Below are 25,211 nucleotides of genomic sequence, written 5' to 3' on the forward strand. Positions count from 1 at the left end.
TTCTCCTTGAGGGAGTTGGGTCAGCGGTTGCGGGAGAACGCGATGCGCGGGTCCGCCGGGCCGGCAGCCGCAGCGGAGGTCGCGGGAGCCGCGACCGGCGCCCTGCCGGGCAGGCCGGCACGGGCGGGGCTGGCGGCGAGCGCGGTGACGCTGAAGCGGTGCCTGGGGTTGGTGAAGCCCTCGCTGCGCTCAAGGTCCGCAGCTGTCACCGGTGCAGGACGGCGACGGGCTGCTACGTCCTGGGCGAGGCGGGGCTGCACAGCGACCTGGAGGTCGGAACGGTGCATCGACAGCGTGGCGGCGGCGACCTTCCCGAGCGCCTTGTTGCGATCGGTGGGGATGGGCAGCGTGTAGATGTCCAGCTCGTGGTTGAAGCGCCATCCGTGCGACTCGAGGATTGCTCCGCCGTGTTCAACGGCGCCCATCGTGTCCGCGGTGGCGGCGACGACTCCGAGCTGCGGATGCTCGGCGAACGCGACGTCCGGCTCGAGGCGCGGGGGCTGGGCGCGGGCGCGAGCCGGTTCGGAGGCCAGCGAGGGGTCGAACGCGGAGTCCGCGTCGACCCGGTAGCCAGCCTTGCGCAGCAGTGCAACGGCCCGGGTGGCGCGGTCCTGCCCCTTGCGCTGCTGGTCGGCCAGCGCGTACAGGGCCGGGTGGCCCGGGACGGGGTGGAAGCTGAAGCCCTTCAACATCCAGGTGCTGGCGGCCTGTTGTCGGGGATTACTGGCGACGATGCCGTAGTCGGGATGGCGGCCGACCGCCACGTCGGGCAGTGAGTCGTGATCGGGGGTGGACATGGCAGTTTCTTCCGGTACGGAGGCGAAGACGGGAGCGGGGAACAGGGCGGCGGGGTCTGCGGGAGCAGGTCATTGGCGCGACTCCTCGGTGGTCAGCGGCGGGGACGGGGCGAGGTCTGGGAGGCCGGTGGCTGCGCGGCGGGTGGGGTGCCGGTCGATGGCGTGTGCCGGGCCGAGGGCGACGTGGCTCGGGCAGCCTGGGCACGCGAGGAGTCGCGGCCAGGCGGAGCCGGAGCCCCGGCACGGGGGCCGGGCGGCTTGGCGGTGTGGCGGTCGGCCAGCTCGCCGCGCAGCGTGCGGACCTCCACGGTGCGCCGGTCGATCTCGGTGGCCATCAGGTGAAGCCGGTAGAGGTGGCGTTCGGCGTCGGGGCCGCCCAGGTGCTGCCACCAGTCGGCGGCGGCGTGCAGGGCCGCGACCGCCTGGGCGAGCGTGCCGTCCAGGGGGGAGGCGATCTCGTCCAGTGCCGCGACGACGTCCCGGGTGTGCCGGGCATGGTCGCTGACGAACGCCGCGAGGTGGTCCACGCCGAAGTCCCGTGCCCGGGTCGCGTGGTGGGCGCGGGGATCCTCGGTCAGCAGCTCGGGCGGGCACTGGACCTCGAAGCCCTCGAACCGCAGCGAACCGATCGCCCGGGTGACCGCGCCGCGCTGCTCGTCGTGGTCGGTCATGCCCAGCGGCAGCCGGTGGAAGCGACCGGTCGGCAGCTCGACGGGGACGAACCCGGCCCGGTAAAGGCTCGGGTGGGCGCCGGCCTCGTTGAGGACCGGGCGCGGGTCGGGACGCGGCACGACACCGAGGCCGTCCAGGCGCCGGTCGACGGCGGCCAGCAGCGGTCCGATGCCCAGGTGGGCGTGGTCGGGGCCGGTAGTCTCCGAGTCCCACCACATCTCGCAGCCGGCATCGCTCTCCCGCAAGGCCATCGCAAGCCACGCACCCGGAGGCTGCTCCTCGGCGGGCTCCTGCGGCGGGGTGATCAGCAGGTTCCTGCCGTCGGGCAGCGGAGCGAGGATGAACGTTTCGCTGATGCCCTGTTCCAGGCCGCAGGAAAGGCCGCGCGATTCCAGCGCCGCGCTGATCCGGGGCACCCAGCCCACCTTGTACGGGGGAGGCGCCGGCACCGGCAGGCGGGGGCCGTCGATGCGGGCAGTGACCAGGCTGTCCTCACGGGCGAAGGTGACGGTGGTGCGGTCCAACATGGGTGCAGCTCCTGGTTCATGGGTACGGGGAAGGGCGGCGGTCAGCGACGGTGGGTGGACGAGGGGCGGGCCGCAGACTGCGGGGGCGGTGTTCCATGAGGATCCGGGGATCCGCCGGTTTGGCCTCGCCGGAAGTCGGTGCTAATGGCGTCAGCGCGGGCGACGAGGTGTCGGCGGATGCGGCGGTGCCGGGGCCGGGGGCGGAACGGCTGGTGCCCCGGGGTTGCTGGAGGCTGATCGGGCCAGGGCCGCCTGGACACGGCCGGTCGGTGCAGGCTGCTCGGCGACGATGCGGTCGGCCAGGTACTCGGCCGCGCGGACGAGCGCTGGGCCTTGGAAGGTCAGGTCGGAGGCGTAGTGCCAGACCTCGGAGTTGCGGATCTCCTGTGCCTGGCTCGCGTAGAGCGCCCGCGAGCCGGGCAGTGAGATGTCCATCAGCGCCATGACCTCGTTCCACTCATGGCGGATCCGGTCGGCGCGTTGCAGGGTGTCGTCGAGTGCGCGCAGCCGCAGCAGGTCGTCGCTGACCAGCCCCTCGACGTAGTCGGCACCGGTCGCGGCGGCCCGGACCTCGGCCAGCACCTCGGGGCCGTGGTCAAGGAACGTCTCGACGTGCTCCCACGCTGCGGCGTCCCGGGCCACCTTGCCGTCCGAGTAGCCCTCCTCATCGACCGGCCATCCCTCCAAGTCGCAGAAGGAGTCCGACACCGCGTCCCAGGCGTCCGACGCCTGTTCGATGCCCTCGGCTGCTGCTCGCAGGGCCTGGACGCGTGCTCGCCGCACGGCCTGTTCGTAGCGGGGGAGGAACTGCTGCCGCACGTGGGCTACGGCCTGTTCCGGGGAGAGGCCGACGGCGATGGCCGTCGGTGGTGGCGTGTTGTCGAGGTAGTGCAGATCGGTCGGGAGCGACGACGGGTGCAGGGCGCCGACGAGGAACTGGTCGGTGACGCCGGGGCGGGGCACAGCCACGAGTCGGGCATGGTCGGGCCCGGTGAGGATGGCCACCTCGTGCATCACGTACTGCTCGAACGCGGCGTCCAGCAGGCCCAGGTCCCAGACCTGTTCGCGCAGCCTGGTCTGGTCGCTGACCTGGTGGACCCGCGCGGTCCACCCGGGCAGCAGGCCCGGCACCGAGGAGGCGAATGCGTGCAGGTCGGATGTGGCCGACCATCCGCGCGGTACCTCCTGGCGGACGGTCGGCAGCGCTCGACCCGCAGGGTCGAACTCCATGCGGACGTACGGGCCGCTTCCTGCTTCTGGACCGGCAGGGTCGGAGGAATGCCGGAAGACACCGCCAGTGGAGGCCGACTGCCCGTCCGCGTCCGTGTGCTGGGAGACAATGATCAAGTCCCAGCCGCGATGACGGAGGTGGTTGTCGTCCGCCGGGCGGGCGGTGGAGAGGCTGCTCTGTTTGTAGCGTGCGAGCAGGGTCTCAAACGTTTCGATGTCGGTGGCGTTCAGCTCGGAGTGGTCGAGGTACGCGGGAGAGCGGCGAACTCCTTCATTCTCGGAGTAGGCTGGAGTGGGATAGCTCATCGGTCAACTCGCCTTTTAGTAAAGGGATTTGGGCCTAGGCGGCCATGCGGGCATCGGTGTCGAACAGTTCGCGCTCGGCGGGGTGGAGGATGTGCTGCGTGATGAAGGACCGCCCCGCGACCTTCCACAGCCCCCGGCCCTTGGTGAGCGCCGAAACGGCCTGGGTCTCGACTCCGGTCAAGCCGAGCAGCGAGGCGGCGGCGGCGAGTTGGTCGGGTTCCTGGCGGTAGATGATGCGGGTGGAGCAGTCGGCCAGCAGGCCCTCGGCCAGCACCCGGCCGCGCGAGCCGGCGTCACCCGCGCTGAGCAGGTCGGACAGGCGGTGGATGACCATCAGGTTGGCGATCCCCAAGCCGCGCGAGAGCTTCCACTGGCTCTGCATGCGCTCCAGGAGGCCGACGTGCCGCATCAGGCGCCATGCCTCGTCGTAGATCACCCAGCGTCGGCCGCCGTCCGGGTCGGCGAGGGCGGACTCCATCCAGGCGCTGGCGCAGGTCATCGCGAGGACCAGGGCGGTGTCGTCGCCCGAGCCGCCGAGGCGGGACAGGTCGATGGAGAGCATCGGTGTGGTCGGGTCGAATGTGACGGAGCTGGGGGCGTCGAACATGCCGCTCAAGTCGCCGTGCACCAGACGGCGCAGGGCGTGCGCGAGGTCCTGGGCGGCGGGCCCCATGTGGCCGCCCTGGTCGCCGAGGGCGCGGTCGAGGCGCTCGGGCGAGCCGAGGGTGTGGGCGATCTCGCCGAGCAGCGGCACCGTACCGCCGGCCTGAGCCTCGGCCACGACCTGGTCGAGCGCGAGGTCCAGCGCGGTGTGCTCCATCGGCAACAGGTCGCGCTTGAGCACGGTGCGGGCCAGGGCCGCCAGGAGCAGGAGGCGGCGCTTGCGGACTTCGGTCGACCAGTCGTCCTCGCTGACCGAGGCGGGTCGGGCCGGAGCGTCCAGGGGGTTCAGCCTGCCCGGGAGCCCCGGTCCCAGCGCGATGCTGTAGCCGCCGAGGGCCTGCGCGACGGCTGTCCACTCTCCCTTGGGATCGCAGGGGACGTAGACCCGGTAGCCGTGGGCGATCGACCTGGTGGCGATGGACTTGGCCAGCGCGGACTTGCCCATGCCGATGATCCCGGCCAGGACGGCGTTCGGATTGGTGAAGCCCTCGATCCGCCCGCTGCTGTACAGCGTGAACGGGTCGAAGCAGAACGCCGCCTCGGCGTGGACGTCGCGGCCGACGAAGATACCCTCCGCACCCAGGCCGCCCTCGGCGAGGAAGGGATAGGCCCCGGACACGGTGGCGGTGGTCATCCGGTGGGCGGGCAGGCTGAGCTTGCCGCCGCGCGCCGAGGAGGGGCCGGGGCGTCCCGACGGCGGGTAGGTCGGCCGTAGCTCCGGGTCGAGGGTGTCCTGGTCGCGGCGCTTGGGCGGGGCCCCAGCGAGGCGTGCCTGGCGGCGGGCCTGGGCGAAGTCGGTGCGGGCGGAACGCTGCTGGGCGCGTGATGCCTTGCGGGGGACGAACAGGGGGGAGGCGCTGGCGCGGGTGCGGGGCATGAACGTTTCTCCGGATGGAAGGCGAGGTCAGCGGCGGACGAGGCCGGTGAACGGGGTGTGCAGGTCGGTCGGGGTGGTGCGGCGGCGTACCAGGTGGGCGGCCCGCTGGTGGCGCTGGCAGATGGTCAGCTCGGGTGCGCCCTCGGGCAGGCCGGCCTGGCACGCCTCGCGTTCGGGGACTTCGCCGGAGTCGGGCCGGGGTGCCGCGTGGTAGGCGGCGTGGAGGTGGTCGGCGGCCTGCCAGATCCGGGTGCGGGCGGCGCGGAGCTGGTCGCCCTCGATCGGGATGAGCTGTCCGGTGCGGGCGGTATGGGCGTCGAGCAGGCCGTGCAGCGAGACGAGGTGGGCGTGCAGGGCGTCCAGCTCGGCGCGGGTGGTGACCAGCGGGCCGCCGGGGATGTTGAGCGCGCGGTGGAAATCGAGTGCGGCGGTGGCGAAGGGCACGAAGTCCTGCGCGGTCGGGCTGGCGGTGCGGGACATGGGGGTGCTCTTTCGGAAGGGGGGAGGGCCGGGATCAGGCGGCGAGGGCGAGCGGCATGGCGGCGGCGGTGAACGCCTCGGCCTGCTGCCAGGTGAGCGGCCGAAGGTCGAGCTGGGCGCCGACGGCTGCGGTCTCCACGACCGCGCAGGCGGACCGCAGTTCCTCCTCGGAGTCGGCCGAGACGGTCAGCAGTCCGGTCAGCGCGACGTCCGCGTGGCCCGCGATGAGCTGGCGCTCGCGGGACTTGATGTCCTGGTACTCGACCGAGTCCGCCTCGGAGTCGACCTGGCCGCGCCGGGCCCGCTCGGCGGCATCGGCGATCACGCTGGCCTTCTTGCGCTGGACGTCGCGCAGGGCCGCGTCCAGCCCCTTCGGCTCGTAGGAGAGCGACAGCGTGCGGCGGACCCCGGCGGTGAACAGGAGCTGGTGCAGGAAACCCGCCGACGTCTCGGTCCTGGGCCAGTTCTCGACCCAGTACGTGCAGTGGACGGCGGAGTCGGTCGCGATGTGGTCCGACTTCTCGACGACCACGACCGGGCCGGCAGCGGCAGGCTCCGACTCGGGCCGCCCCGAGGAGGACCAGCGGTCGAGGCCGGCCAGGGCCTTGGGGTCGTAGGCCGTGCGAACGACGGCCGCGATCTCGTGGGCGGTGAGCCAGCCGGTGGGGTTGAGCCCGGCCGTCCGCGCGGCCTGGTCGAACGTCGAGGTCAGCTGCGCCAGGACGCTGAAGGCTCCGGTGAGCCCGCCGCCGGCCTGGTTGATCAGGCGTCGCGCGGCCTTCGCGTCCAGCGACACCGCGACGTACGCCTCGTGGGGAGCCGCAGCCGGGCCCGCGCTGGCGATCAGCTCGCTGTAGATCGCGCCTGCCACCGGGGCGTCGGGCTGCCCGTGCTCCTCCCAGTACCGGCGAAGGGCGTCGCCGGAGTCGGGGACGGTGCGCTCGACCACCTGGACGCGGGCGACGTGGCCGGTGCGGGCGAGCGCCGCCAGAGCGCGTCCCCAGCCGTGGACGTTGGCGTTCTGGGTGCCCGGGTCCAGCAGCGCGTAGGCGCGGGAGGAGACCTTGACGACGGCGGTCAGTGTGCCGGTGTGGGGGTTGTGGACGGCGCCGTACCGGCGGTCGGGGGCGGTGACCACGCGCAGGCTGGCTGCGGTGCCGGGCAGGTGGAGCAGGCCCTCGCGGACCGGGCGGCGGGAGGGCCGCACCAGCCAGACCAGCTGGCCCCGCATCCGGCGCAGGACGTACCGGGTGACGATCGGGGCCCAGTCGGCCAGGGCCCGGCCCCGGTAGCGGACGAAGACGAACAGGGCGATGGCGGCCCACAGCGGGATGAGTTCGAGCGCGCCGGCCACGCCGCGGGTGAGGATCACGGCGAGCAGGAGCAGGCCGGTGAGGCTTGTGGCGATCAGCTGCGGGGCGGTCAGGCCGAGCAGGATGCCGCGCTTGCTGCGGTGGGGGAACTTGACGGTGGCCGGAGTGGCTTCGGCCTGGGGCTGGTCGGACATGGTGGTTCCAGAGTGTGGGAGCGGGCGAGGGGGGCGGGGCGCGCGGCGCTCTTCTGGAGCTCATCGCAGGACTCCGTTTCGGCTGGTCAGTGGCATGGTGGAAGGGGGGCGGGCTGCCGACCTCGGGAGGCAGCCCGCCCCGGTGGTGGTGGGTCAGGACCCCGATGGCGGCTGGTGGGGGAACACCCACCTCGTCGCAGGCGCAGAGCCGGTCGCCGACGGGCCGGTGGTCGGCGGCGGAGGTGCGGCAGGGCCGCTGCCTGCCGGGGCGGGTGTGGCAGGCGGCGTGGAACCGGCGTCGGCCATGTTGTTGCCGGGAGCCGACACGCTGGCGGCCTGGGCGGAACCGCCGTCGCTCCCAGGAGCACTCCCTTCGGAGTTGCTGCCGCGCCGGGTGATGAGCGCCGGGATGCCCGGTCGCTGGATCAGGGCCCTTCCCTTGTCGCCCGAGGCGTTCGGGTCCTCCCCGAAGCGGAAGCTGGTCTGCGGGCGCTCGGGACCGGGGTCGATCCCCTCCTTGCTGAGCCGGCCTCCGGAGGGGTCGATGCCGGAGGCAACCCCGTCGGCACCCATGCCCGGGACCTTGCTCGGCCCCTGGGGCGCGGGCGAGCCCGACCCCGCCTGCATCGCCAGGCTCCCCGCGGTCTTCGCAGCCCCGGTGGCGACCGCCACCCCGGCCACACCGGTACGGTGCAGGTCGTCCTGGCTGCCACCCTCGGTCGCCCAGTGGACGAACTTGTAGGTCGCGTAAGGGCACAACAAGATCAACACCATGATGGTCAGGCCCGCCAGCGCGTCGGAGAGCGCGGACATGCCGTCCTTGGAGTCGCTCTGCCCCATGGCCGAGACGCCGAGCAGGAACACGATCGTCATCAGCAGCTTGCTGACGACCAGGGTGGCGGTGGCCTCGATCCAGCCCCGGCGCCAGCGCTTGGCGACCTCCCAGCCGCCCCCGGCTCCGGCGAAGATCGCCAGGGTGACCAGGACGAGCACGCCGACCTTGCGGGCGACCATCACGCCCCAGTACATGAACGCGCCGATCGCGCAGCCCAGGGCCACCAGCGCCGGTATGGCCCAGCCGAGTTGGAACATTGGCCCCAGCTCGCTGACCTTGACGATCCGGCGCACGGCATCGCCGACTGAGGTGTTCGCGGCCTGGAACAAGCCGTTTGACAGCGCGTCCACCACGGTCACCGCCACGGCCGTGAAGCTGACCGCGCAGAACGAGAACAGCACGCCGGTCATCGTGCCCACCGCCGCCTGCGCCAGGGCGCGCTCATCGCGACGCCAGGCAGCGAGGATGAGCTGGAGGCAGAACGTGCCCACGGTCAGGACCAGGCCGATGGGCAGGATCAACTCGTAGTTGCTCCGGAACCAGGCGGCGTTCAGGTCGATGGTTGTGGTGGCGTTGACGGCCTTGGCAGCCAGGTCGGCGCCGCTGGACGCGAGGTCGCCCATCGACTCGGCGATCCACGCGCCGATCCCGTTGGTGACCGCTCCGGCCGGATTGTTGGCGAAGTCGACAGCGTCGCAGACACTGTTCATCAGGGGGAGGTCGCAGACTCCCATGAGGGGGCCTCCTTTCTGGAGCGGTGGTCAGGGCGCGACGGCCGGAAGGACTCCGGCCAGCGCGCAGGAATGGGAGGGCCGGCACTGGACGGCCAGGGTCATCGACATGCCCTGCTCGCCGCCCTTGGGCGCGCCGTTCCAGGCGATGGTCTGGTTGCCGGTCACGGTCACGGCGTAGACGTAGGCGTTGGTGATCGCGCCGGGGTCCGCCTGCAGGGCCTGGGTGAAGGACTGCGGGAAGTACGCCCCGGAGACCGTGGCGGTGGCGAACTGGCCCTGCTGGGCCATCTCGCGCCACACCTGGACCGAGGGAACCAGGGTGTCCACCGAGGCGGCGTCGGCGTACTGGGACTGAGGGGTGAGCCAGCGCCCGAGCGCGGTCAGCAACTGCGGCTGGGTGTAGGCCCGGGTGTCGTAGGACCACAGCGCCGCTGCCGCCGCCTTCGCGTAGGCGACCGGGTCACCGGTCGAAGGCGGTACGGGCAACGAGCCCTCGCCCCGGGACGAGGGCGAAGCCGAAGGAGGAGACGATGCTGCGGCGGAGGGAGACGGTGCGGGCGAACTCGACTGCGGGCTGGGAGCCTTGACTGCAGCGTGGGGGGCGCGGGTGAGGTAGGCGGCCAGGCCGGCGACAGCCAGCAGGATGGCCAGGACAGCGGTGCCGAGCAGCGCCCGGTGGCGCACGCGGGATGCGCCACCGGGGTTGCCGCTGCGGGACGCAGAGGCGAGGGAACGGTTCTGCATGATCAGTGGACCTGCGTCCCCAGTGCCGAGAAGAACTCGACCACGCCGTTGGCCGCACCGAGCAGCAGGGCCGCGCCGGCGGCGACCAGGACGCCCTTCTTGCCGTTGGCCTCGGCCTGGTGGCCGCCGGAGTGGTGGCCCCAGGCCCACACGCCTGCGCTGACCGCGAGTGCCCCGACCACGAGGATGATCGCGAAGAGGTTGATGCTGCCCATCACCTCCTTGAGGACCGCCAGGCCGGGAAGCCCGCCGTCGGACGGGGTGATGCCGGGGTTGTAGGCGAGCTGAACTGCCTGCTTGGCGAGAGACATTGAGAACTCCAGTTCGATTATGGGGTCGCAAAAGCGAGCCCGGGGGCATAGCGGGGATGGGAGGGAGAGGAGTGGGGAGCGCCGGTCAGACGACTCGGCGGGCCGCGACAAGCTGGGACTTCCAGGAGGCCAGGGTGTCGATCGAGACCACGGCACCCGTGTGCGGCGCGTTGATGATCAAGCCGGAGCCCATGTAGATACCGACGTGGCCGGGATTGGCGGCGGTCCCGTCCGAGCCGGCGGTGAAGACCAGGTCACCAGGCTGCAAGGCGTTCAGGGGAACCGCCGTCCCCTGGTCGACCTGGGTGAAGGTGGTGCGGGTCAGGCTCACCCCGGCGGCCCGGTAAGCCTGTTGCACCAGGGACGAGCAGTCGCACCGGCCCATCGGGTCCGCCCCGTGCGGGTCCGTGCAGGACCCGCCCCACTGGTACTGCGTGCCGAGTTGGCCCATTGCCCACCGGATCGCCGTCTGGATCTGCGGCGGCGCGCTGGTGGGGATGGTGTAGCCGTCCGGGACGCTGCCGGGAGGGATCGGCCCGAACCCGGAGCCATCACCGTCTGCTGAGCACCCTCCTGTGCCATCCGTCGGCGATGCGCCGGTTGACGGGGCGGGTGAACCGGATGCAGCGGGGCTCGGCGTCGCGCCGGCACCGGGCGACAGCAGCGGGGCGATGGCCTGCTGCAGAGCAGTCGCCAGCGGTTCCCACTTGGCGTAGGCACCCGGGTAACCCGACTTCTGGACCGCTTGGGCCGCCTGGGTGACGGTCATGGACTGCCACCCCGAGACCTGCAAAAGTGCCTGGTAGAACCGCGTACTGGCGTAGACCGGTTGCATGATCTGCTCGGCCGTCCCCCACCCCTGCGAGGGCCGCTGCTGGAACAACCCCAGGCTGTCACGGTCCCCGGAGTCCAGGTTGCGAAGCCCGCTCTCCTGCAGGGCGGTTGCCAGCGCCACCACCTGACCCCGGGCGGGGACGTGCATGGCGATGCCGGTGGCGGTGATGGTCTCGGCATTCGGGACCTGCTCCGTCGGGTCGTCCAGGCCGGGCACCGATACGGTTCCCTTGCCTCGGCCCGCCAGGATCGACTGCACCTGGGCGGCCACGGCTGCGGTATCCACAGCCTGTGGACTACCCGACGTGCAGGCGGCAGCAGCGATCCCGGACGAGGCGAACAGAATCGGGGCGGCCAGCAGCAGCGGGCCGGTGGCAGCCAGACCGACCACGGCACCGACGGTCTTCTTCATCGCTGTCGCCGTTCGCAGCGGCAGACGGCCTGGGCAGGCGATGGCGTCGGGGCAGGGCGTAGGTGTATCAGGACGTGCTGCATCGCAGCGTCTCCTCGGGGGTTCGTAGGAGGCGCGGTGCCGACCTCTCGTGCAAAGCCGTCGGCACCGCGCCGATGTGAATCCGCCTCTCAGGGCGGGCCCGCGTCAGGGGAGTTGGTAGCTCCCGGACACCGGTCTCGGGTCAAGCGCGGCAGCCAGCCGCGCTCGTAATCTCAGGCGGTACACCGGGTCTCCAAACGGCTTCGGGAACGAGGGGGCAAGGTGCCCTCCTTGCCCCCTCTTGGACGAGGCGGCACGGATCAGCACAGGTCAGCAGGGGTGGAGTTGGGCTCCGTCCCGGTGACATGGCGAGACAGTAGACCGGGATTCCGGCCGCACCAAACGGCTGCCGAACCGGAGCCCGGCGCGCGACACGGCCGGTTAGGTCCGGCCGGAAATCACGGCTAACGTCCGACGCAACCCCGCTCCGAACAGCCGCTGTTGAGTGCCGTCCGAAGCGGACCCAGTCCCGCCGTGCCCTGAAAGAGGCCCCGCACATGAGCTACACACTGCACCGAGGCGACGCCCTCACCGTGCTCAAGACCCTCCCTGACGAGAGCGTCAACGCCGTCATCACCGACCCCCCGTACAACTCCGGCGGACGCACCAGCTCGGACCGCACCGGCCGCACCGCCCGCGCCAAGTACGTCACCAGCGGATCCGCGCACGACCTGCAGAACTTCCCTGGCGAGAACCGCGACCAGCGCTCGTACCGCAGCTGGCTGACCGCCCTGCTCACCGAGGCGTACCGGGCATCGACCGAGCACGCGGTCGCCCTCGTCTTCTCGGACTGGCGCCAGGAGCCGACGACGTCCGACGCATTGCAGATGGCGGGCTGGACCTGGAGCGGCACGATCCCGTGGATCAAGCCCGCCAGCCGGCCCCGCAAGGGCGGCTTCAAGCAGTCGGCGGAGTTCATCACCTGGGGCGTCAAGGGCAGCCTGACTAAGGACCGGGAGCTGTACCTGCCGGGCCACTTCATCGCCTCCCAGCCCCGCAAGGACCGCGTGCACATCACCCAGAAGCCGGTCGAGATCATGCAGCAGCTCGTACAGATCTGCCCCGAGGGCGGCACCGTGCTCGACCCCTTCACCGGCAGCGGCTCCACGGGCGTCGCCGCCCTGCGCGAGGGCCGGAAGTTCGTGGGGGTCGAGCTGTCCTCGCACTACGCCGCCGTCGCCGAGCAACGACTCCAGGCAGAGCTGACGCAGGATGACTTCGTCCTGGCCGGACCGGAGGCGTGAGCATGAGACCGACCAGGCCGGGGCCGATGGACCGCAGACGCAAAAGGGCGGCTGGAGCATCGAGAAACCGATGCACCAGCCGCCCTTCCGCTTGCGTCAGGCCGCCTCGAACGCCCGCCGGATCAGCGGTCCCGCCTTCTCCAACGTCGCAGCCGAGGAGATACGCACCTCCAGGTCGCCCGTCCCGAGGTGGCCGATGCCGCGCATGTCACGGGAGAAGCCCTCCTCCAGCTCGACCGTGTCGGGGTCGAGTCTGAGATAGACCACGATCACCTCGTGCTTGGGACGGAAGATCACCGAGGCGAGGTTCACCATCCGCCGATAGGCGATGTAGTGCATGAGCGGGGCCACCTCGACCTCGCCCCACGCGGTCAGGGCCTCGTCCAACTCGCCGTACAGGTCGCGCAGGCAGGGCGGAACCTCGATCGGAGCAGTCCGGACCGACGTCTTCTCGTCCCGTGCGCCGGCACCCGCCGTCTCCTCCAGACCCCGTCGCTGACGCCGAGCGAGAGCGGGGCGGGCAAAGCCGGATACGGACTCGATCAGCATCAGGCCCAGCAGCCCGCCGTCGAAGACGCTGTAGCGAACCAGGTCGATCCGCTCGGGCAGGCGGTTCACCGCGACCCGATCGTGGTGCGAGAAGCTGGCCGCGATGCAGACCATCCGCGGGTTCCGCCAGTCGATCGCCTCGGCCGCCTCGGCACCCAGCTTCTCCTTCACCAGGGCCTCGAACTCGTGATGAGCCGAGTCCAGCCACGACAGGTAGGAGACAGCCTGCGACATGACCCCGCTGTCGGAGCCCTTCTTGTACTCGACGATCACCGGTGTGCCGTTCTCGTCGAGCCCGAGCGTGTCGATCCGCCCCCGGTGCCATGGTCCCGTTGGGTACTCCGAGGCCAGGAAGCGGATGCCGAGCATCGACTCCATCCCTGCCTCGACCCGACGCTGGAGTTCTACCTCCAGCGCTACGGTCGAGCCGCGAAGCTCGACGTCCCGGCCATGGGCGTCCTGCCGGAACAGCATCATGTCGGTCACCAGCGTCCCCCTCCCGCGATCACTACACGAGACCCAATCGCGAACGAACGGAAGGTATTCCGCTTCTCGGTGCCCGATTCCCCGCAGCGACTACGATCGGGCGACCAAGACGTCGACGGGCCGCCTCAATCTGCGGTCGTTTGAAAAGAAGGCGTGTGTCCTAATCGCCGAAGGCCGGTGGGCAGCTGCGGTTTCAGGCAGTCGGATCTGACGGTCGAAGCTCTGCCTCGTGGACCGTGTTCGCGAACGGCACCGTTTCCGACGTCTACATCGCGGCCCGGCCGATCGCAGGAAAGATCAAGGTCAGCCTCCACGAATTCTTGTTACGAGCTCCAAGGGGATCGGGAGGCTTTCGCTGCTGATTCTCGGATTCGCGACCGCTGCAAGGGTAGCGAACAGTTGGTGGTAGCGCCGAGGGTGCGGCAGCGAAGGGAGTGAGGGCTTCGGCGAGGGTGATGGGCGCGGCGGGGATGCCGCTGAGGGTGCCGGGGGTCCGCCTGACATGCGGCGGTTCAGCGACACCGTGGGGCGGGCGATGGCATGCCGGAATCGGAGGGAGAGGTACCGGCCTTCGCCCTGGGGTGGGCGCGCGCTGGTCATATCGCTGGCGAGCCTCGGACGGATCCTGGGGGTCAACGCCCATCGTGCCGGAAGCCAACCTGACGCCGCTGACAGGCATGCTCGTCACGCACCCGTCAGGCAGGTTCTGGTGGCCGCCTCTACCCGCTGGGCGAGCGCTTGGACCAGGGCCGGGTGGGTTCCCAGCGGACGTGCGGCGGCGTCCGCGCCGCAGTCGTTGATCCGGTCAGCGAAAAGGCCGGGAGCCAACAGCCAGGTGGCGACCGATACCCGCCGCGCTCCCCGGGAGCGGGCGTCCGCGACCGCCTCGGCGACGGTGGGTCGCGCGGACGCCGCCCAGCCTACGGACACTGCCGTGCCGAGGCGGCGCCCCAAGGTCTGGGCCAGTGCGGCGACCTCCGCTCGGGCGGCTGGGTCGCGGGAGCCGGCCGCCCCCAGGACGACAGAGTCGCCGGGCCCCGCACCGGCCTCGGCGAGCCGGTCCGTCAACGCGGTAAGGAGAGTCGAAGCCGGGCCCGGTGGCGGGGTGACCACCGTGTCGGTGCGGCCGGAGCCCAGGATCTGGGCCGGGATGTCGGTGTGGACGTGATGGCCGCTGGACAGGAAGGCCGGCACCAGGACCGGGGTACGGTCGGCCGGTGTGCTCCTGAGCACGTCAGCGACGGTGGGGCCGTGGACATCCGCGTAGGCGGGGTGCACTGGCAATCCGAGCTGGTCGGCGAGGGCGAAGGCCAGGTCCTGCGCCACCGCGGTCCCTGCTGGGTTGCGGGTTCCGTGAACAGCGAGGACCACGGTGATCGGCGACGGCATGAGGCAGGTCCTCCCATGGGCGGTGTGCGGTGGGCGTGGCGGGTCACTTCTGCGCGGCCGGGCCACGCCCGCGCAGGTAGACGCCCCAGGTCAGGGAGAGGCACAGACCGTAGTAGCCGAGGAAGGCCAGGTAGGCGGCGTTGCCGTTGTGGGCGTTGAGGAAGGACTGGCGGATGGCGAGGTTGACCAGGACGCCGCCGAAGGCGCCGATCGCTCCGGCGACGCCGATCAGTGAGGTGGCCTGGCGTTGGGAGGCCTGCTCGGCCTCGGCCTGGCCTACGCCGGCCAGCACCGCGGCACGGGCTTTGGTTTGGAAGACGGCTGGGATCATCTTGTAGGTGGAGCCGTTGCCGATCCCGCTGAACACGAACAGGGCGATGAAGCCGGTCAGGAACAACGGCAGCGAGTGCTGCCCGGAGGCGATCAGGACCGTGCCCGCGCCCAGGGCCATCGCGGCGAAGTTCCAGCAGGTCACCCGGGGTCCGCCCCAGCGGTCGGCCATCCTGCCGCCGATCGGGCGTACCAGTGAGCCAAGGAGCGGGCCGAGGAAGGTCAGGTAGGCCGCCTTGAGGGGGGTGTCGAACTGGGCGTGGAACTGCACCTGCAGGACCTGGCCGAAGGCGAAGCCGAAGCCGATGAAGGAGCCGAAGGTACCGATGTACAGCGCGGACATCACCCAGGTGTGCGGTTCACGGCAGATGTCGCGCAGAGCGTGCCGCCGGTCTCCGGGGGCGTCGAGGTTGTCCATCCGAAGGGCGGCGCCGAGCGTCACCAGGACGATCAGTGGCACGTAGACCAGGGGCAGCAGTCGCGGGTGGGTGGCGCCCGCGGTGGCCAGGATTAGCAGGCCGACGAGTTGCACGGCTGCGACGCCGATGTTGCCGCCGCCCGCGTTGATGCCCAGTGCCCAGCCCTTGAGGCGTTGTGGGTAGAAGGCGTTGATGTTCGCCATGGAGGAGGCGAAGTTGCCGCCGCCGACTCCGGCCACGGCGGCCAGCGCCAGCAGGGCGGTGTAGGAGATGCCGGGCCTCAGCAGGGTGCCGGCCAGCACTGTGGGGATCAGCAGCAGCAATGCGCTGGCGATGGTCCAGTTGCGTCCGCCGAAGCGGGCCACAGCGGTGGTGTAGGGCAGCCGCAGCAGCGATCCTGCGGCTGTGGGGACGGCGGTGAGGACGAACTTCCCGGCTGTGTCGATGTGGTACTGGGGTCCCAGGAAGAGCACCAGGACCGACCACAGGCTCCAGACGGAGAATCCGATGTGTTCGGACAGTACGGAGAAGAGCAGATTGCGCCGGGCCACCGCAGCGCCTGTGTGCTCCCAGAACTGCGGTTCCTCGGGGTGCCATTCGGCGATCCGGCGGGACCGGAGCCGGGGCGGGGCCTTGGTGGTGGCGGTGTGCGGGTCATGGACTGTCGCGCTCATGGTTGCCTGCCTTCGGCGGAGGGTTGCGGCGGCTGCTGACTGGTCCCCGACCCTAGGGAGCAGAGGTTTCACGGTCTGCTTCGCGCGAACACCGCAGCGCTACGGCTCACGCACACCGGCCGCCGACCCGTGTGAGAGCAGCGGCCGGATGGTGTCGGGAGCCGGGCTGAGGTGGCATCGGGGTTCAGGGTTGCAGTCGGATCGGCCAGGTCCGCAGGTGGCTGCTGTTGCCGTCTGGTGCGGTGTCCTCGTCCAGGCAGGTGCCGTCGCGCAGGTCGAATGCCTGCTTGTACATCGGGGAGATCAGGACCGGCACCTGGCCGCGGGTGCCGAGCAGGCCACGGGCCAGGACGTAGGCGCCGCTGAAGGGGTCGCGGTTGTCCAGGGCGTAGAGCTGTCCTGCGCGGTCGCGGAAGGCTGCGACCTGTTGTCCGTCGACCAGCAGGGCTGTGCCGCGTCCGGGCGTCAGATCGGCCAGAGCGCACACCGGGGTCCAGTTCCTGCCGTCGTGGATCTCGACCTGGGAGGTCAGCGACTGCTGGTGGGAGGGCTGGTGGGTGGACTGGTCGACGGGCTGCTGAACGGTGGGCTGTTCGGTGAGTGTCAGCGTCATCGGGTGCGTACCTCCAGGGAAGGGCCGGCGATCAGGGGCGCGGGCGCCGCCGGCAGGGTGCGGCCGTCCTCGTCGGGGCGGGCGGGGCGGATCTGGTCGCGCTCGGGGACGAAGCGCACGGTGGGGTCGGGGGTGCCGGGGGCGTTGGTGAAGGAGACGAAGCGGCGCATTCGCTCCGGGTCGGCCAGGGTGGCGGCCCATTCGTCCTGGTAGGTGGCGACGTGGCGGGCCATCAGGTCGTCGAGGTCGGCGCAGATGCCGAGTGAGTCGTCGAGCAGGACGGCGCGTAGGTGGTCCAGGCCGCCTTCGAGGCGGTCCAGCCAGGGGGCGGTGCGCTCCAGTCGGTCGGCGGTGCGGATGTAGAACATCAGGTAGCGGTCGATGGTGCGGATCAGGGTGTCGTGGTCCAGGTCCTTGGCGAACAGGTCGGCGTGGCGCGGGGTCATGCCGCCGTTGCCGCCGAGGTAGAGGTTCCAGCCCTCGGCGGTGGCGATGACGCCGAAGTCCTTGCTCTGTGCTTCCGCGCATTCCCGTGCGCAGCCGGAGACCGCGGACTTGATCTTGTGTGGGGCGCGCAGGCCCCGGTAGCGCAGTTCGAGTTCGATGGCGAGTGCGACGGAGTCCTGGACGCCGTAGCGGCACCAGGTCTGGCCGACGCAGGATTTGACGGTGCGTAGGGCTTTTCCGTAGGCATGGCCCGATTCGAACCCGGCGTCGACCAGGCGTCGCCAGATCAGGGGGAGCTGGTCGACTCGGGCTCCGAAGAGGTCGATCCGCTGGCCGCCGGTGATCTTGGTGTAGAGGCCGAAGTCGCGGGCGATCTCGCCGATGGTGATCAGGCCGGCGGGGGTGATCTCGCCGCCGGGGATGCGGGGTACGACCGAGTAGGAGCCGTTGCGCTGGAGGTTGGCGAGGTGGTGGTCGTTGGTGTCCTGCAGCGCGGCCTGTTCGCCGTCCAGGATGTGGCCGTGGTCCAGGCTGGCCAGGATGGAGGCGGCCGCGGGCTTGCAGATCTCGCAGCCCTCGCCGGTGCCGTGCTCCTCCAGTAGCCGCGAGAAGCTGTTGATGCCCTTGACCCGGACGATCTCGTAGAGCTCGGCGCGGGTGTGGGCGAAGTGCTCGCACAGGCCGCGGGCGACCTCGGCCCCGGATGCCTCCAGTTCCTCCTTGAGGATGCCCTCAACCAGCTTGATGCAGCTGCCGCAGTCGGTACCGGCCTTGGTGCACTTCTTGACCTGCGGCAGGGTGTCGCAGCCTCCGTCGCGGACGGCGGCTGCGATGGTGCCCTTGTCGACGTTGTGGCAGGAGCAGACCACGGCGTCGTCGGGCAGGGTCAGCGGGCCCACGGGCACGCCGAGTCCGGCGGGCAGCACGAGTTGTTCGGGCGAGGCAGGCAGGGGTGCTCCGCTGACGGCCAGTGGCCGCAGGGTGGCGTACGACTCGGTGTCGCCGACCAGGACCCCGCCGAGCAGTCGGCCCTGCGGGTCGATCACCAGCTTGCGGTAGACCCCCGTGCGGCTGCTGCTGTAGACCACGTCCACCGCGCCCTCGGCTGCGCCGTGGGCGTCGCCGAAGCTGGCAACGTCCACGCCCAGCAGCTTGAGTTTGGTGGAGGTGTCCGCGCCGGTGAAACTGCCGGGACCGCCGGCCAGGTGGCGGGCGGCGGCTGTGGCCATCGCGTAGCCGGGGGCGACCAGGCCGTAGACCCGGCCGTCCGCAGCCAACGCGCACTCACCGATCGCCCAGATCCGCGGGTCAGCGGTACGGCACTGCTCATCGACGATGATGCCGCCGCGTTCGCCGACCGGCAGGCCGCAGTCGCGGGCGAGCTGGTCGCGGGGGCGGATCCCGGCGGAGAAGATCACCAGGTCGACGCCCAGGACGGTGCCGTCGGAGAGCGTCATGGTGCGGACATGGCCGTCCGCGTCGGTGTCGACGCGCTGCGTCGCGGCTCCAGTGTGAACAGTGACGTCCAGTTGCTCGATTTTGCGGCGCAGCACCTCGCCGCCGCCGTGGTCGATCTGCAGGGCCATCAGCCGGGTGGCGAACTCCACCACATGGGTCCGCAGGCCCAGTGTCCGCAGCGCGCCTGCGGCCTCCAGGCCGAGCAGTCCGCCGCCGACGACCACGCCGACACTGGCGTCGGTGGCGTGGTCGCGGATGGCCTCCAGGTCCTCGATGGTGCGGTACACGTGGCAGCCCGGTGCGTCGTGCCCGGGGATGGGCGGGACGAACGGGTAGGAGCCGGTGGCCAGGACCAGGGCGTCGTAGGCGAGGGTGCGGCCGGAGCGGGCGGTGACGGTGCGGGCGGCGCGGTCGACGGTGACCGCCGGGTCGCCCAGGCACAGCTCGATGCTGTGCCCAGCGCTGCGGAGCCGGTCCAGGAACTCGGGCGGGCACAGCGTGAGCTGCTCGGCGGTGGTGCCGGAGAACCAGGAGGTCAGGTGCACCCGGTCGTAGGCGGGACGTGGTTCCTCGGCCAGGACGGTGATCCGCCACGGGGTGGCCGGGCTGTGCTCGACCAGCGATTCCAGGAAGCGTTGGCCGACCATGCCGTGGCCGACCAGGACCAGCTGCTGAGGTGTCACGGACGGGCTCCTTCGATGGTCGGCAGGGACCGGGGTTCGGGCGCGGCCGGGCGGGTCCTGGGCGGGGCGGGAGTACGAGCCATGCCCTGAGCGTCGAGGGGGCGGGTTTCCGGTCCGGGTCGCCCGTGTTGCCACCGCGGTACGGGTGTCTCACTCGAAGTCCCACTGAGGGTGACCCGGACGACATCTCCCGTACTCCTGGCGGCCGTGCGCTAACGACGCCGTGACCACCACGCAACCGGGGTGAAACGCCGCTGCCGGAGCCTTCAGCTCATGGCAACTGGTCGCATGTCCGACACCGGCCCGCCCGCGCGCCCCGGCCCGGCGGCTCCGGCCGCCGATCCGTCGGCGGCTCCGCCGGTGGGGTCGCTCACGGGTCCGCTGGCAGGGTTCACGGTCGGGGTGACCGCTGCGCGCCGCCGCGACGAGCTCTCCGCGCTGCTCAAACGCCGCGGCGCGCGGGTGGTGGAGGCGCCGACGGTGCGGATCGTGCCGCTCGACGACGACAGCGCGCTGCGCCGGGCCACCGAGCGCTGCCTGGTGGCCCCGCTGGACTACGTGGTGGCCACCACCGGGGTGGGCTGGCGCGGCTGGATGAGTGCCGCCGACGGCTGGGGCCTGGGACGACGCCTGGCCGACGTCTGCCGGGACGCCGTGGTGGTCAGCCGCGGACCCAAGGCGACCGGGGCGGTGCGGGCCAGCGGCCTGGGCGAGACCTTCTCACCACTCAGCGAGGCCAACGAAGAACTGCTCACCTGGCTGCTCGCCCGAAACCTGCGCGACCGGCGGATCGCCGTACAGGAGCACGGCGCACCGCTGGACGGGTTCGCCGCCGCGCTTCGTGAACGCGGCGCGGAGGTGATCGTGGTGCCGGTCTACCGCTGGGGACCGCCCGAGGACCCGGCCGCGGTGCGGCGCCTGGTCGAGCAGACCGTGCGCCGGGAGGTCCAGGCCATCGCCTTCACCAGCGCCCCGGCCATCACCGGCTTCCTCGACGCCGCCCGGACGCTGGACCTGCACGCCGAGGTGGTGACCGCGCTGCGGGCCGGCGCGACGGGCGGCGGCGTGCTGCCGGTCTGTGTCGGCCCGGTCTGCGCCAGGCCGCTGGAGGAGCACGGCATCGTGCCCACCTGCCCCGACCGCGGCAGGCTCGGCTCACTGGTGCGCACCATCGTCGAGACATTGCCGACCGGGAACCGGGAACTGCGCCTGGGCGAAACCCGGTTGGTGCTCCAGGGGAACGCTCTCCTGGTCGCCGGGGAGTGCCTGTGGCTGTCCCCCACCCAGAGCGCGCTGCTGCGGGCTCTGTCCGACCGGCCCGGACATGTGCTCAGCCGGGCCGAACTGCTGCAACGCGTCTGGGTCGGCAGCAGCGCCGACGAACACGCGGTGGAAGCCGCGATAGCCCGCCTGCGGACAGTGCTGGGTCCGCACGCCGGTCTGGTCCGCACCGTGCTCAAACGCGGCTACCGCCTGGCCGCCACGCCCTGACCCCACCCGGCCGACACGTCCCGGCAGGAACGGCCGCCGGGCGGATCACGCGCCGATGGCGGTCCGGTGAGCCGGACGTAACCACCGGCGACCGGCTCACGTGACCCCGGCGCAACGGACGGTTCCTAGGGTGCGGTGCGAAGCACTGGCCCACCTGATCTGGAAGGGGCACCCGTGACGGCATCGGCTCCCCAGGCCGCCACCACCGCGGTGAAGACCGTCTGCTCGTACTGCGGAGTGGGCTGCGGGATCGTCCTCGACGTCAGCACCGACCCGTCCACCGGCCGGCGCACAGCGACCAGGGCTTCGGGCGACAAGTCGCATCCGGCGAACTTCGGACGGCTCTGCACCAAGGGCGCGACCAGCGCCGACCTGCTCGCCGCCGACGACCGGCTGACCACCGCGCTGGTGCGCGGCGAACGGGGCGCGGAGCCCGAGGCCGCCGACCTCGACGCGGCGATCACCGCGACCGCGCGCCGGCTGCGGGAGATCCTCGACACCCATGGGCCGGACGCGCTGGCGTTCTACGTCTCCGGCCAGATGACGCTGGAGGCGCAGTACCTCGCCAACAAGCTGGCCAAGGGCTTCGTCGGGACCAGCCAGATCGAGTCCAACTCCCGGCTGTGCATGGCCAGCGCGGGCAGCGGTTACAAGCTCTCGCTGGGCGCCGACGGCCCGCCGGGCTCGTACCAGGACTTCGAGCACGCGGACGTCTTCTTCGTCATCGGCGCCAACATGGCCGACTGCCATCCAATCCTGTTCCTGCGGATGATGGAGCGGGTCAAGGCGGGCGCCAAACTGATCGTGGTCGATCCCCGGCGCAGCGCCACCGCTGCCAAGGCCGATCTGTTCCTGCAGATCCGGCCGGGCACCGACCTCGCCCTGCTGAACGGGCTGCTGCACCTGCTGGTGCAGGATGGCCGCACCGATGCGGCGTTCATTGCCGAGTTCACCGAGGGCTGGGAGGCGATGCCCGAGTTCCTGGCGGACTACCCGCCGCAGCGCGTCGCTGAGATCACTGGCATCCCCGAGGCTGACATCCGCCTCGCCGCGCAGTGGATCGGCTCGGCTGCCGAGTGGATGAGCTGCTGGACCATGGGCCTGAACCAGAGCACGCACGGGACCTGGAACACCAACGCCCTGTGCAATCTGCACCTGGCCACCGGCGCGATCTGCCGCCCGGGCAGCGGCCCGTTCTCGCTGACCGGCCAGCCCAACGCGATGGGCGGACGCGAGATGGGCTACATGGGACCCGGGCTGCCGGGTCAGCGCTCCGCCCTGGTCGCGCAGGACCGCGCGTTCACCGAGCAACTGTGGGGCCTGCCGCCCGGTACCCTGCGGGCCGAGGCCGGTCAGGGCACCGTCGACCTGTTCTCGCGGATGGCCGCGGGCGAGATCAGGGCCTGCTGGATCATCTGCACCAACCCGGTGGCCTCGGTCGCCAACCGCAAGACCGTCATCGCCGCTCTTGAGGCCGCCGAGTTCGTGGTCACCCAGGACGTCTTCGCCCAGACCGAGACCAACGCCTACGCCGACGTGGTGCTGCCGGCCACCTTGTGGGCCGAGGCCGAAGGCGTGATGGTCAACTCCGAACGCAACCTCACCCTGCTGCGGCAGGCCGTGGACCCGCCCGGCCAAGCGCTGCCCGACTGGCAGCTCATCGCCAGGATCGCCAGCGAAATGGGCTTCGCGGACGCCTTCGACTACAGCTGCGCCGAGGAGGTCTTCGAGGAGATGAAACGGGCGTGGAACCCGAAGACCGGCTACGACCTGCGCGGCGTGACCTACCAGCGGCTGCGGGACACCCCCGTGCAGTGGCCCAGCGCCACGACCGACGGCAGCGACCGCAACCCGATCCGCTACCTCAACGACGGCACCCACCAAGTCCTGGTCGAGCGAGCCGACGGCAGCCGACCCCGGCTGGCCTTCCCCACCGCCAGTGGACGGGCGGTGTTCTTCGCCCGCCCGCACCTGCCAGCCGCCGAACTCCCCGACGACGCTTTCCCCTATGTGCTCAACACCGGGCGGCTGCAGCACCAGTGGCACACGCTGACCAAGACCGGGAAGGTCTCCAAACTCAACAGGCTCAACCCCGGCCCCTTCGTGGAGATCCACCCGGACGACGCGCTGCGGTCGGGCATCGCCGAGGGCGATCAGGTCGAGGTCTGCTCGCGGCGCGGCAGGGCCGTGCTGCCCGCCGTGGTCACCGACCGGGTCCGGCCGGGCAACTGCTTCGCGCCGTTCCACTGGAACGACCTCTTCGGCGAGTACCTCAGCCTGAACGCGGTCACCAACGACGCCGTCGACCCGATCTCCTACCAACCCGAATTCAAGTTCTGCGCGGTGAAGTTGACCAAGGTGTCGAGCAAGGTGACGTCGACCGAGCCCGCGCCCGCCACCGGTGCTCCGGCTCCGGCCGAGGGCGAGCGGAGCAACGAGCTGGTCACCACGCTGGGCAGGCTGCTGGGGGTGGACCCGGTCGCAGCACCGGTCTTCCCCACCGAGGAACGGCTCTACCTGTCGGGGTTCCTCGCTGGTCTCGGCGGCGGGCAGCGTCCCGGCGGCGCGGCGACCGTCCCCGTGCCGGTGCTCCCGGCGCTGGCGCCGCTCGCGCCAGACCGGGCCCGGTGGGTCAACGGCCTGCTGGCCGGCATGTTCTCGCGCACCGAGGCGAACCCAGCCGCGCCACCGCCAGCCCACTCAATCCCGGCGTCCGCTACCGACCCGCAGCCGCAGCCCCAACCCCAACCCCAACATCGGGAGGTGGTGGTGCTGTGGGCGTCGCAGACGGGCAACGCCGAGGACGCCGCAGCCGCCAGCGTCCGGCGGCTGTCCGAGGCCGGCTGGCTCCCTCGCCAGCTCAGCATGGACGACTGCACCCCGGACACGCTGTCGCCCGGCGCCGTCGTACTGGTCATCACCAGCACCTTCGGCGACGGCGAGGCCCCCGACAACGGAACCGCCTTCTGGCAGGCCCTTGAGCGCAGCGACGACACCTGGGCCCAGCTGAGCGGCCTGCGGTACGCCGTGCTGGCCCTCGGCGACTCCAGCTACGACGACTTCTGCGCCCACGGTCGCCGCATCGACCAGCGCCTGCACGACCTGGGCGCCACCCGGCTGACCCCGCGCATCGACTGCGAACCCGACTACCAGCAGGCCGCTGACCAGTGGCTGGACCAGGTCCTGACCGCACTGGCCGCCACCGGTACTGCTGCCCAGCCGCCGACGGCAGTCCCTGCAGGGGTCCGCGGGACAGCGGCCCCGCTCAAGCACGAGACCGGGTACTCGAAGGTGTCTCCCTTCGCCGCACTGCTGGTCGGCAACCGGCTGCTCAACCTCCCCGGATCGGCCAAGGAGGTCCGCCAGTTCACCTTCGACACCCACGGCGGCGACCGCGGCCACCTCGCCTACCAGGCCGGCGACGCCCTGGGCGTCTGGCCCGCCAACTCCGCCGACCTGGTGGCGCAGTGGCTGGCCGCCACCGAGCTTGACCCCACCGAACCCGTCCCGCTCGCCAACCTGGGCGAGGTCCCGCTTGGAGAGGCCCTGCGGACCCGCCTGGAGATCGCCCGGATCACACCCGACCTGCTCCGCTTCCTGGCCGACCGCACCGCGGACCGGGACCTCAAGCAACTGCTGCGGCCGGACAACAAGGGCGAACTGGCCAAATGGAGTTGGCGACGCCAAGCGGTCGACGTCATCGCCGCCCACCCGGTCCGGGCCACCGCCGCCGAATGGGCGGCCGTACTCAAACCCCTGCAACCACGGCTGTACTCCATCTCCTCCAGCCCGCTGGCCCACCCCGGCCAGGTCCAGCTCACCGTTTCGGTCGTCCGCTACAACAACGACCGCGGCGTCCCGCGCACCGGAGTGTGCTCCGCCTACCTCGCGGACGACGCCGACAACGGCCCCGTCCCCGTCTTCGTCCAGCGCTCCCCACACTTCCGCCCTCCGGCCGACCCCAGGACGCCGATGGTGATGATCGGCCCCGGCACCGGAGTAGCGCCCTTCCTCGGCTTCCTGGAGGAACGTCAGGCCCGTGGGGACACCGGCCGCAACTGGCTGTTCTTCGGCGAGCAACGGCAGGCGACCGACTTCTACTACCGCGAGGAACTCACCGCCTTCCACCGCTCGGGCCACCTCGACCGTCTCGACCTGGCCTTCTCCCGCGACCAACGAGCCAAGATCTACGTCCAGGACCGGATGCGCGAAGCCGGCCACCGGCTGTGGGACTGGTTGAACAACGGCGCGCACCTGTATGTCTGCGGTGATGCCACCCGCATGGCCAAGGACGTCGACCGGACCCTGCGCGACATCGCGGTCACCCACGGCGGCCTCGACGAGGAGCAGGCCGAGGCGTACGTCCGACAGCTGGCCACCGACCGGCGCTACGTCCGCGACGTCTACTGACAACCGGT

At 71.2% G+C, this 25,211-nt stretch carries 18 protein-coding genes; 3 read left to right on the forward strand and 15 right to left on the reverse strand.

The genetic code is table 11. The features are described 5' to 3' along the window. Nucleotides 1–20: 20 nt before the first annotated feature. The 10 genes from GXP74_RS02945 to GXP74_RS02990 all read right to left on the reverse strand — a co-directional run bounded on the left by GXP74_RS02945 (nt 21) and on the right by GXP74_RS02990 (nt 10,929). The gene (locus GXP74_RS02945) at nt 21–797 is read right to left on the reverse strand and encodes a hypothetical protein (protein WP_182449843.1); all 777 of its coding nucleotides are present in this window, start codon (nt 795–797) and stop codon (nt 21–23) included. Between the two features lie 92 nt (nt 798–889). Beyond that, the gene (locus tag GXP74_RS02950) at nt 890–1,996 is read right to left on the reverse strand and encodes a hypothetical protein (protein ID WP_182449844.1); all 1,107 of its coding nucleotides are present in this window, start codon (nt 1,994–1,996) and stop codon (nt 890–892) included. Nucleotides 1,997–2,146: 150 nt separating this feature from the next. Next, complete coding sequence (locus tag GXP74_RS40035; RefSeq protein WP_225447682.1) at nt 2,147–3,226, reverse strand: hypothetical protein; 1,080 nt, start codon at nt 3,224–3,226, stop codon at nt 2,147–2,149. Between the two features lie 340 nt (nt 3,227–3,566). Continuing rightward, on the reverse strand, nt 3,567–5,072 hold the full coding sequence (locus GXP74_RS02960; protein WP_182449845.1) for an ATP-binding protein: 1,506 nt from the start codon (nt 5,070–5,072) through the stop codon (nt 3,567–3,569). A gap of 27 nt (nt 5,073–5,099) precedes the next feature. Next, nucleotides 5,100–5,552 (reverse strand): DUF6238 family protein, encoded by a 453-nt coding sequence (locus GXP74_RS02965; RefSeq protein ID WP_182449846.1) that lies wholly within the window; start codon nt 5,550–5,552, stop codon nt 5,100–5,102. A 34-nt stretch (nt 5,553–5,586) separates the two neighbouring features. Further along, entirely contained in the window at nt 5,587–7,059 is a 1,473-nt protein-coding gene (locus tag GXP74_RS02970; RefSeq protein WP_182449847.1) for an SCO6880 family protein, read from the reverse strand. Between the two features lie 153 nt (nt 7,060–7,212). Continuing rightward, nucleotides 7,213–8,628 carry an ATP-binding protein gene (locus tag GXP74_RS02975; protein ID WP_182449848.1) on the reverse strand — a complete coding sequence of 472 codons (1,416 nt, stop codon included), beginning with the start codon at nt 8,626–8,628 and terminating at the stop codon, nt 7,213–7,215. Between the two features lie 27 nt (nt 8,629–8,655). Then, on the reverse strand, nt 8,656–9,372 hold the full coding sequence (locus GXP74_RS02980; protein WP_182449849.1) for a hypothetical protein: 717 nt from the start codon (nt 9,370–9,372) through the stop codon (nt 8,656–8,658). A 2-nt stretch (nt 9,373–9,374) separates the two neighbouring features. Next, nucleotides 9,375–9,683, reverse strand: coding sequence for a DUF6112 family protein (locus GXP74_RS02985; protein WP_182449850.1), 309 nt, complete (start codon nt 9,681–9,683; stop codon nt 9,375–9,377). A gap of 85 nt (nt 9,684–9,768) precedes the next feature. Next, nucleotides 9,769–10,929 (reverse strand): C40 family peptidase, encoded by a 1,161-nt coding sequence (locus tag GXP74_RS02990; RefSeq protein ID WP_182449851.1) that lies wholly within the window; start codon nt 10,927–10,929, stop codon nt 9,769–9,771. Between the two features lie 578 nt (nt 10,930–11,507). Between GXP74_RS02990 and GXP74_RS02995 the strand changes: the two genes are divergently transcribed. Then, nucleotides 11,508–12,254 carry a site-specific DNA-methyltransferase gene (locus GXP74_RS02995; RefSeq protein ID WP_182449852.1) on the forward strand — a complete coding sequence of 249 codons (747 nt, stop codon included), beginning with the start codon at nt 11,508–11,510 and terminating at the stop codon, nt 12,252–12,254. Between the two features lie 96 nt (nt 12,255–12,350). On the opposite strand, the gene GXP74_RS03000 is transcribed toward GXP74_RS02995, so the two are convergent. The 5 genes from GXP74_RS03000 to nirB form a co-directional block, all read right to left on the reverse strand. After that, the gene (locus GXP74_RS03000; protein WP_370468529.1) at nt 12,351–13,280 is read right to left on the reverse strand and encodes a DUF5655 domain-containing protein; all 930 of its coding nucleotides are present in this window, start codon (nt 13,278–13,280) and stop codon (nt 12,351–12,353) included. Nucleotides 13,281–13,973: 693 nt separating this feature from the next. Then, complete coding sequence (locus tag GXP74_RS03005; RefSeq protein WP_182449854.1) at nt 13,974–14,678, reverse strand: sirohydrochlorin chelatase; 705 nt, start codon at nt 14,676–14,678, stop codon at nt 13,974–13,976. Nucleotides 14,679–14,721: 43 nt separating this feature from the next. Continuing rightward, complete coding sequence (locus GXP74_RS03010) at nt 14,722–16,101, reverse strand: NarK/NasA family nitrate transporter (RefSeq protein WP_182449855.1); 1,380 nt, start codon at nt 16,099–16,101, stop codon at nt 14,722–14,724. 184 nt (nt 16,102–16,285) lie between these two features. Then, nucleotides 16,286–16,714 carry a nitrite reductase small subunit NirD gene (gene nirD, locus GXP74_RS03015; RefSeq protein WP_182449856.1) on the reverse strand — a complete coding sequence of 143 codons (429 nt, stop codon included), beginning with the start codon at nt 16,712–16,714 and terminating at the stop codon, nt 16,286–16,288. After that, nucleotides 16,711–19,266, reverse strand: a complete 2,556-nt coding sequence (nirB, locus tag GXP74_RS03020) for a nitrite reductase large subunit NirB (RefSeq protein ID WP_304940931.1) — start codon at nt 19,264–19,266, stop codon at nt 16,711–16,713. The genes nirD and nirB overlap by 4 nt, the downstream gene beginning before the upstream one ends. 309 nt (nt 19,267–19,575) lie before the next feature. Between nirB and GXP74_RS03025 the strand changes: the two genes are divergently transcribed. Then, complete coding sequence (locus GXP74_RS03025) at nt 19,576–20,793, forward strand: uroporphyrinogen-III synthase (protein ID WP_225447683.1); 1,218 nt, start codon at nt 19,576–19,578, stop codon at nt 20,791–20,793. A gap of 174 nt (nt 20,794–20,967) precedes the next feature. Beyond that, a complete protein-coding gene (locus GXP74_RS03030; RefSeq protein WP_182449858.1) occupies nt 20,968–25,203 on the forward strand; it encodes a bifunctional nitrate reductase/sulfite reductase flavoprotein subunit alpha in 4,236 nt (1,411 codons plus the stop codon). Nucleotides 25,204–25,211: the final 8 nt, after the last annotated feature.

Source organism: Streptacidiphilus sp. P02-A3a, assembly GCF_014084105.1.
Classification (GTDB): Bacteria; Actinomycetota; Actinomycetes; order Streptomycetales; family Streptomycetaceae; genus Streptacidiphilus.

Coding starts and splice junctions, on each gene's coding strand:
- GXP74_RS02945 (WP_182449843.1), bottom strand. CDS start 797: ATGTCCACCCCCGATCACGACTCACTGCCCGACGTGGCGGTCGGCCGC.
- GXP74_RS02950 (WP_182449844.1), bottom strand. CDS start 1,996: ATGTTGGACCGCACCACCGTCACCTTCGCCCGTGAGGACAGCCTGGTC.
- GXP74_RS40035 (WP_225447682.1), bottom strand. CDS start 3,226: ATGGAGTTCGACCCTGCGGGTCGAGCGCTGCCGACCGTCCGCCAGGAG.
- GXP74_RS02960 (WP_182449845.1), bottom strand. CDS start 5,072: ATGCCCCGCACCCGCGCCAGCGCCTCCCCCCTGTTCGTCCCCCGCAAG.
- GXP74_RS02965 (WP_182449846.1), bottom strand. CDS start 5,552: ATGTCCCGCACCGCCAGCCCGACCGCGCAGGACTTCGTGCCCTTCGCC.
- GXP74_RS02970 (WP_182449847.1), bottom strand. CDS start 7,059: ATGTCCGACCAGCCCCAGGCCGAAGCCACTCCGGCCACCGTCAAGTTC.
- GXP74_RS02975 (WP_182449848.1), bottom strand. CDS start 8,628: ATGGGAGTCTGCGACCTCCCCCTGATGAACAGTGTCTGCGACGCTGTC.
- GXP74_RS02980 (WP_182449849.1), bottom strand. CDS start 9,372: ATGCAGAACCGTTCCCTCGCCTCTGCGTCCCGCAGCGGCAACCCCGGT.
- GXP74_RS02985 (WP_182449850.1), bottom strand. CDS start 9,683: ATGTCTCTCGCCAAGCAGGCAGTTCAGCTCGCCTACAACCCCGGCATC.
- GXP74_RS02990 (WP_182449851.1), bottom strand. CDS start 10,929: ATGAAGAAGACCGTCGGTGCCGTGGTCGGTCTGGCTGCCACCGGCCCG.
- GXP74_RS02995 (WP_182449852.1), top strand. CDS start 11,508: ATGAGCTACACACTGCACCGAGGCGACGCCCTCACCGTGCTCAAGACC.
- GXP74_RS03000 (WP_370468529.1), bottom strand. CDS start 13,280: ATGATGCTGTTCCGGCAGGACGCCCATGGCCGGGACGTCGAGCTTCGC.
- GXP74_RS03005 (WP_182449854.1), bottom strand. CDS start 14,678: ATGCCGTCGCCGATCACCGTGGTCCTCGCTGTTCACGGAACCCGCAAC.
- GXP74_RS03010 (WP_182449855.1), bottom strand. CDS start 16,101: ATGAGCGCGACAGTCCATGACCCGCACACCGCCACCACCAAGGCCCCG.
- nirD (WP_182449856.1), bottom strand. CDS start 16,714: ATGACGCTGACACTCACCGAACAGCCCACCGTTCAGCAGCCCGTCGAC.
- nirB (WP_304940931.1), bottom strand. CDS start 19,266: ATGGTCGGCCAACGCTTCCTGGAATCGCTGGTCGAGCACAGCCCGGCC.
- GXP74_RS03025 (WP_225447683.1), top strand. CDS start 19,576: ATGGCAACTGGTCGCATGTCCGACACCGGCCCGCCCGCGCGCCCCGGC.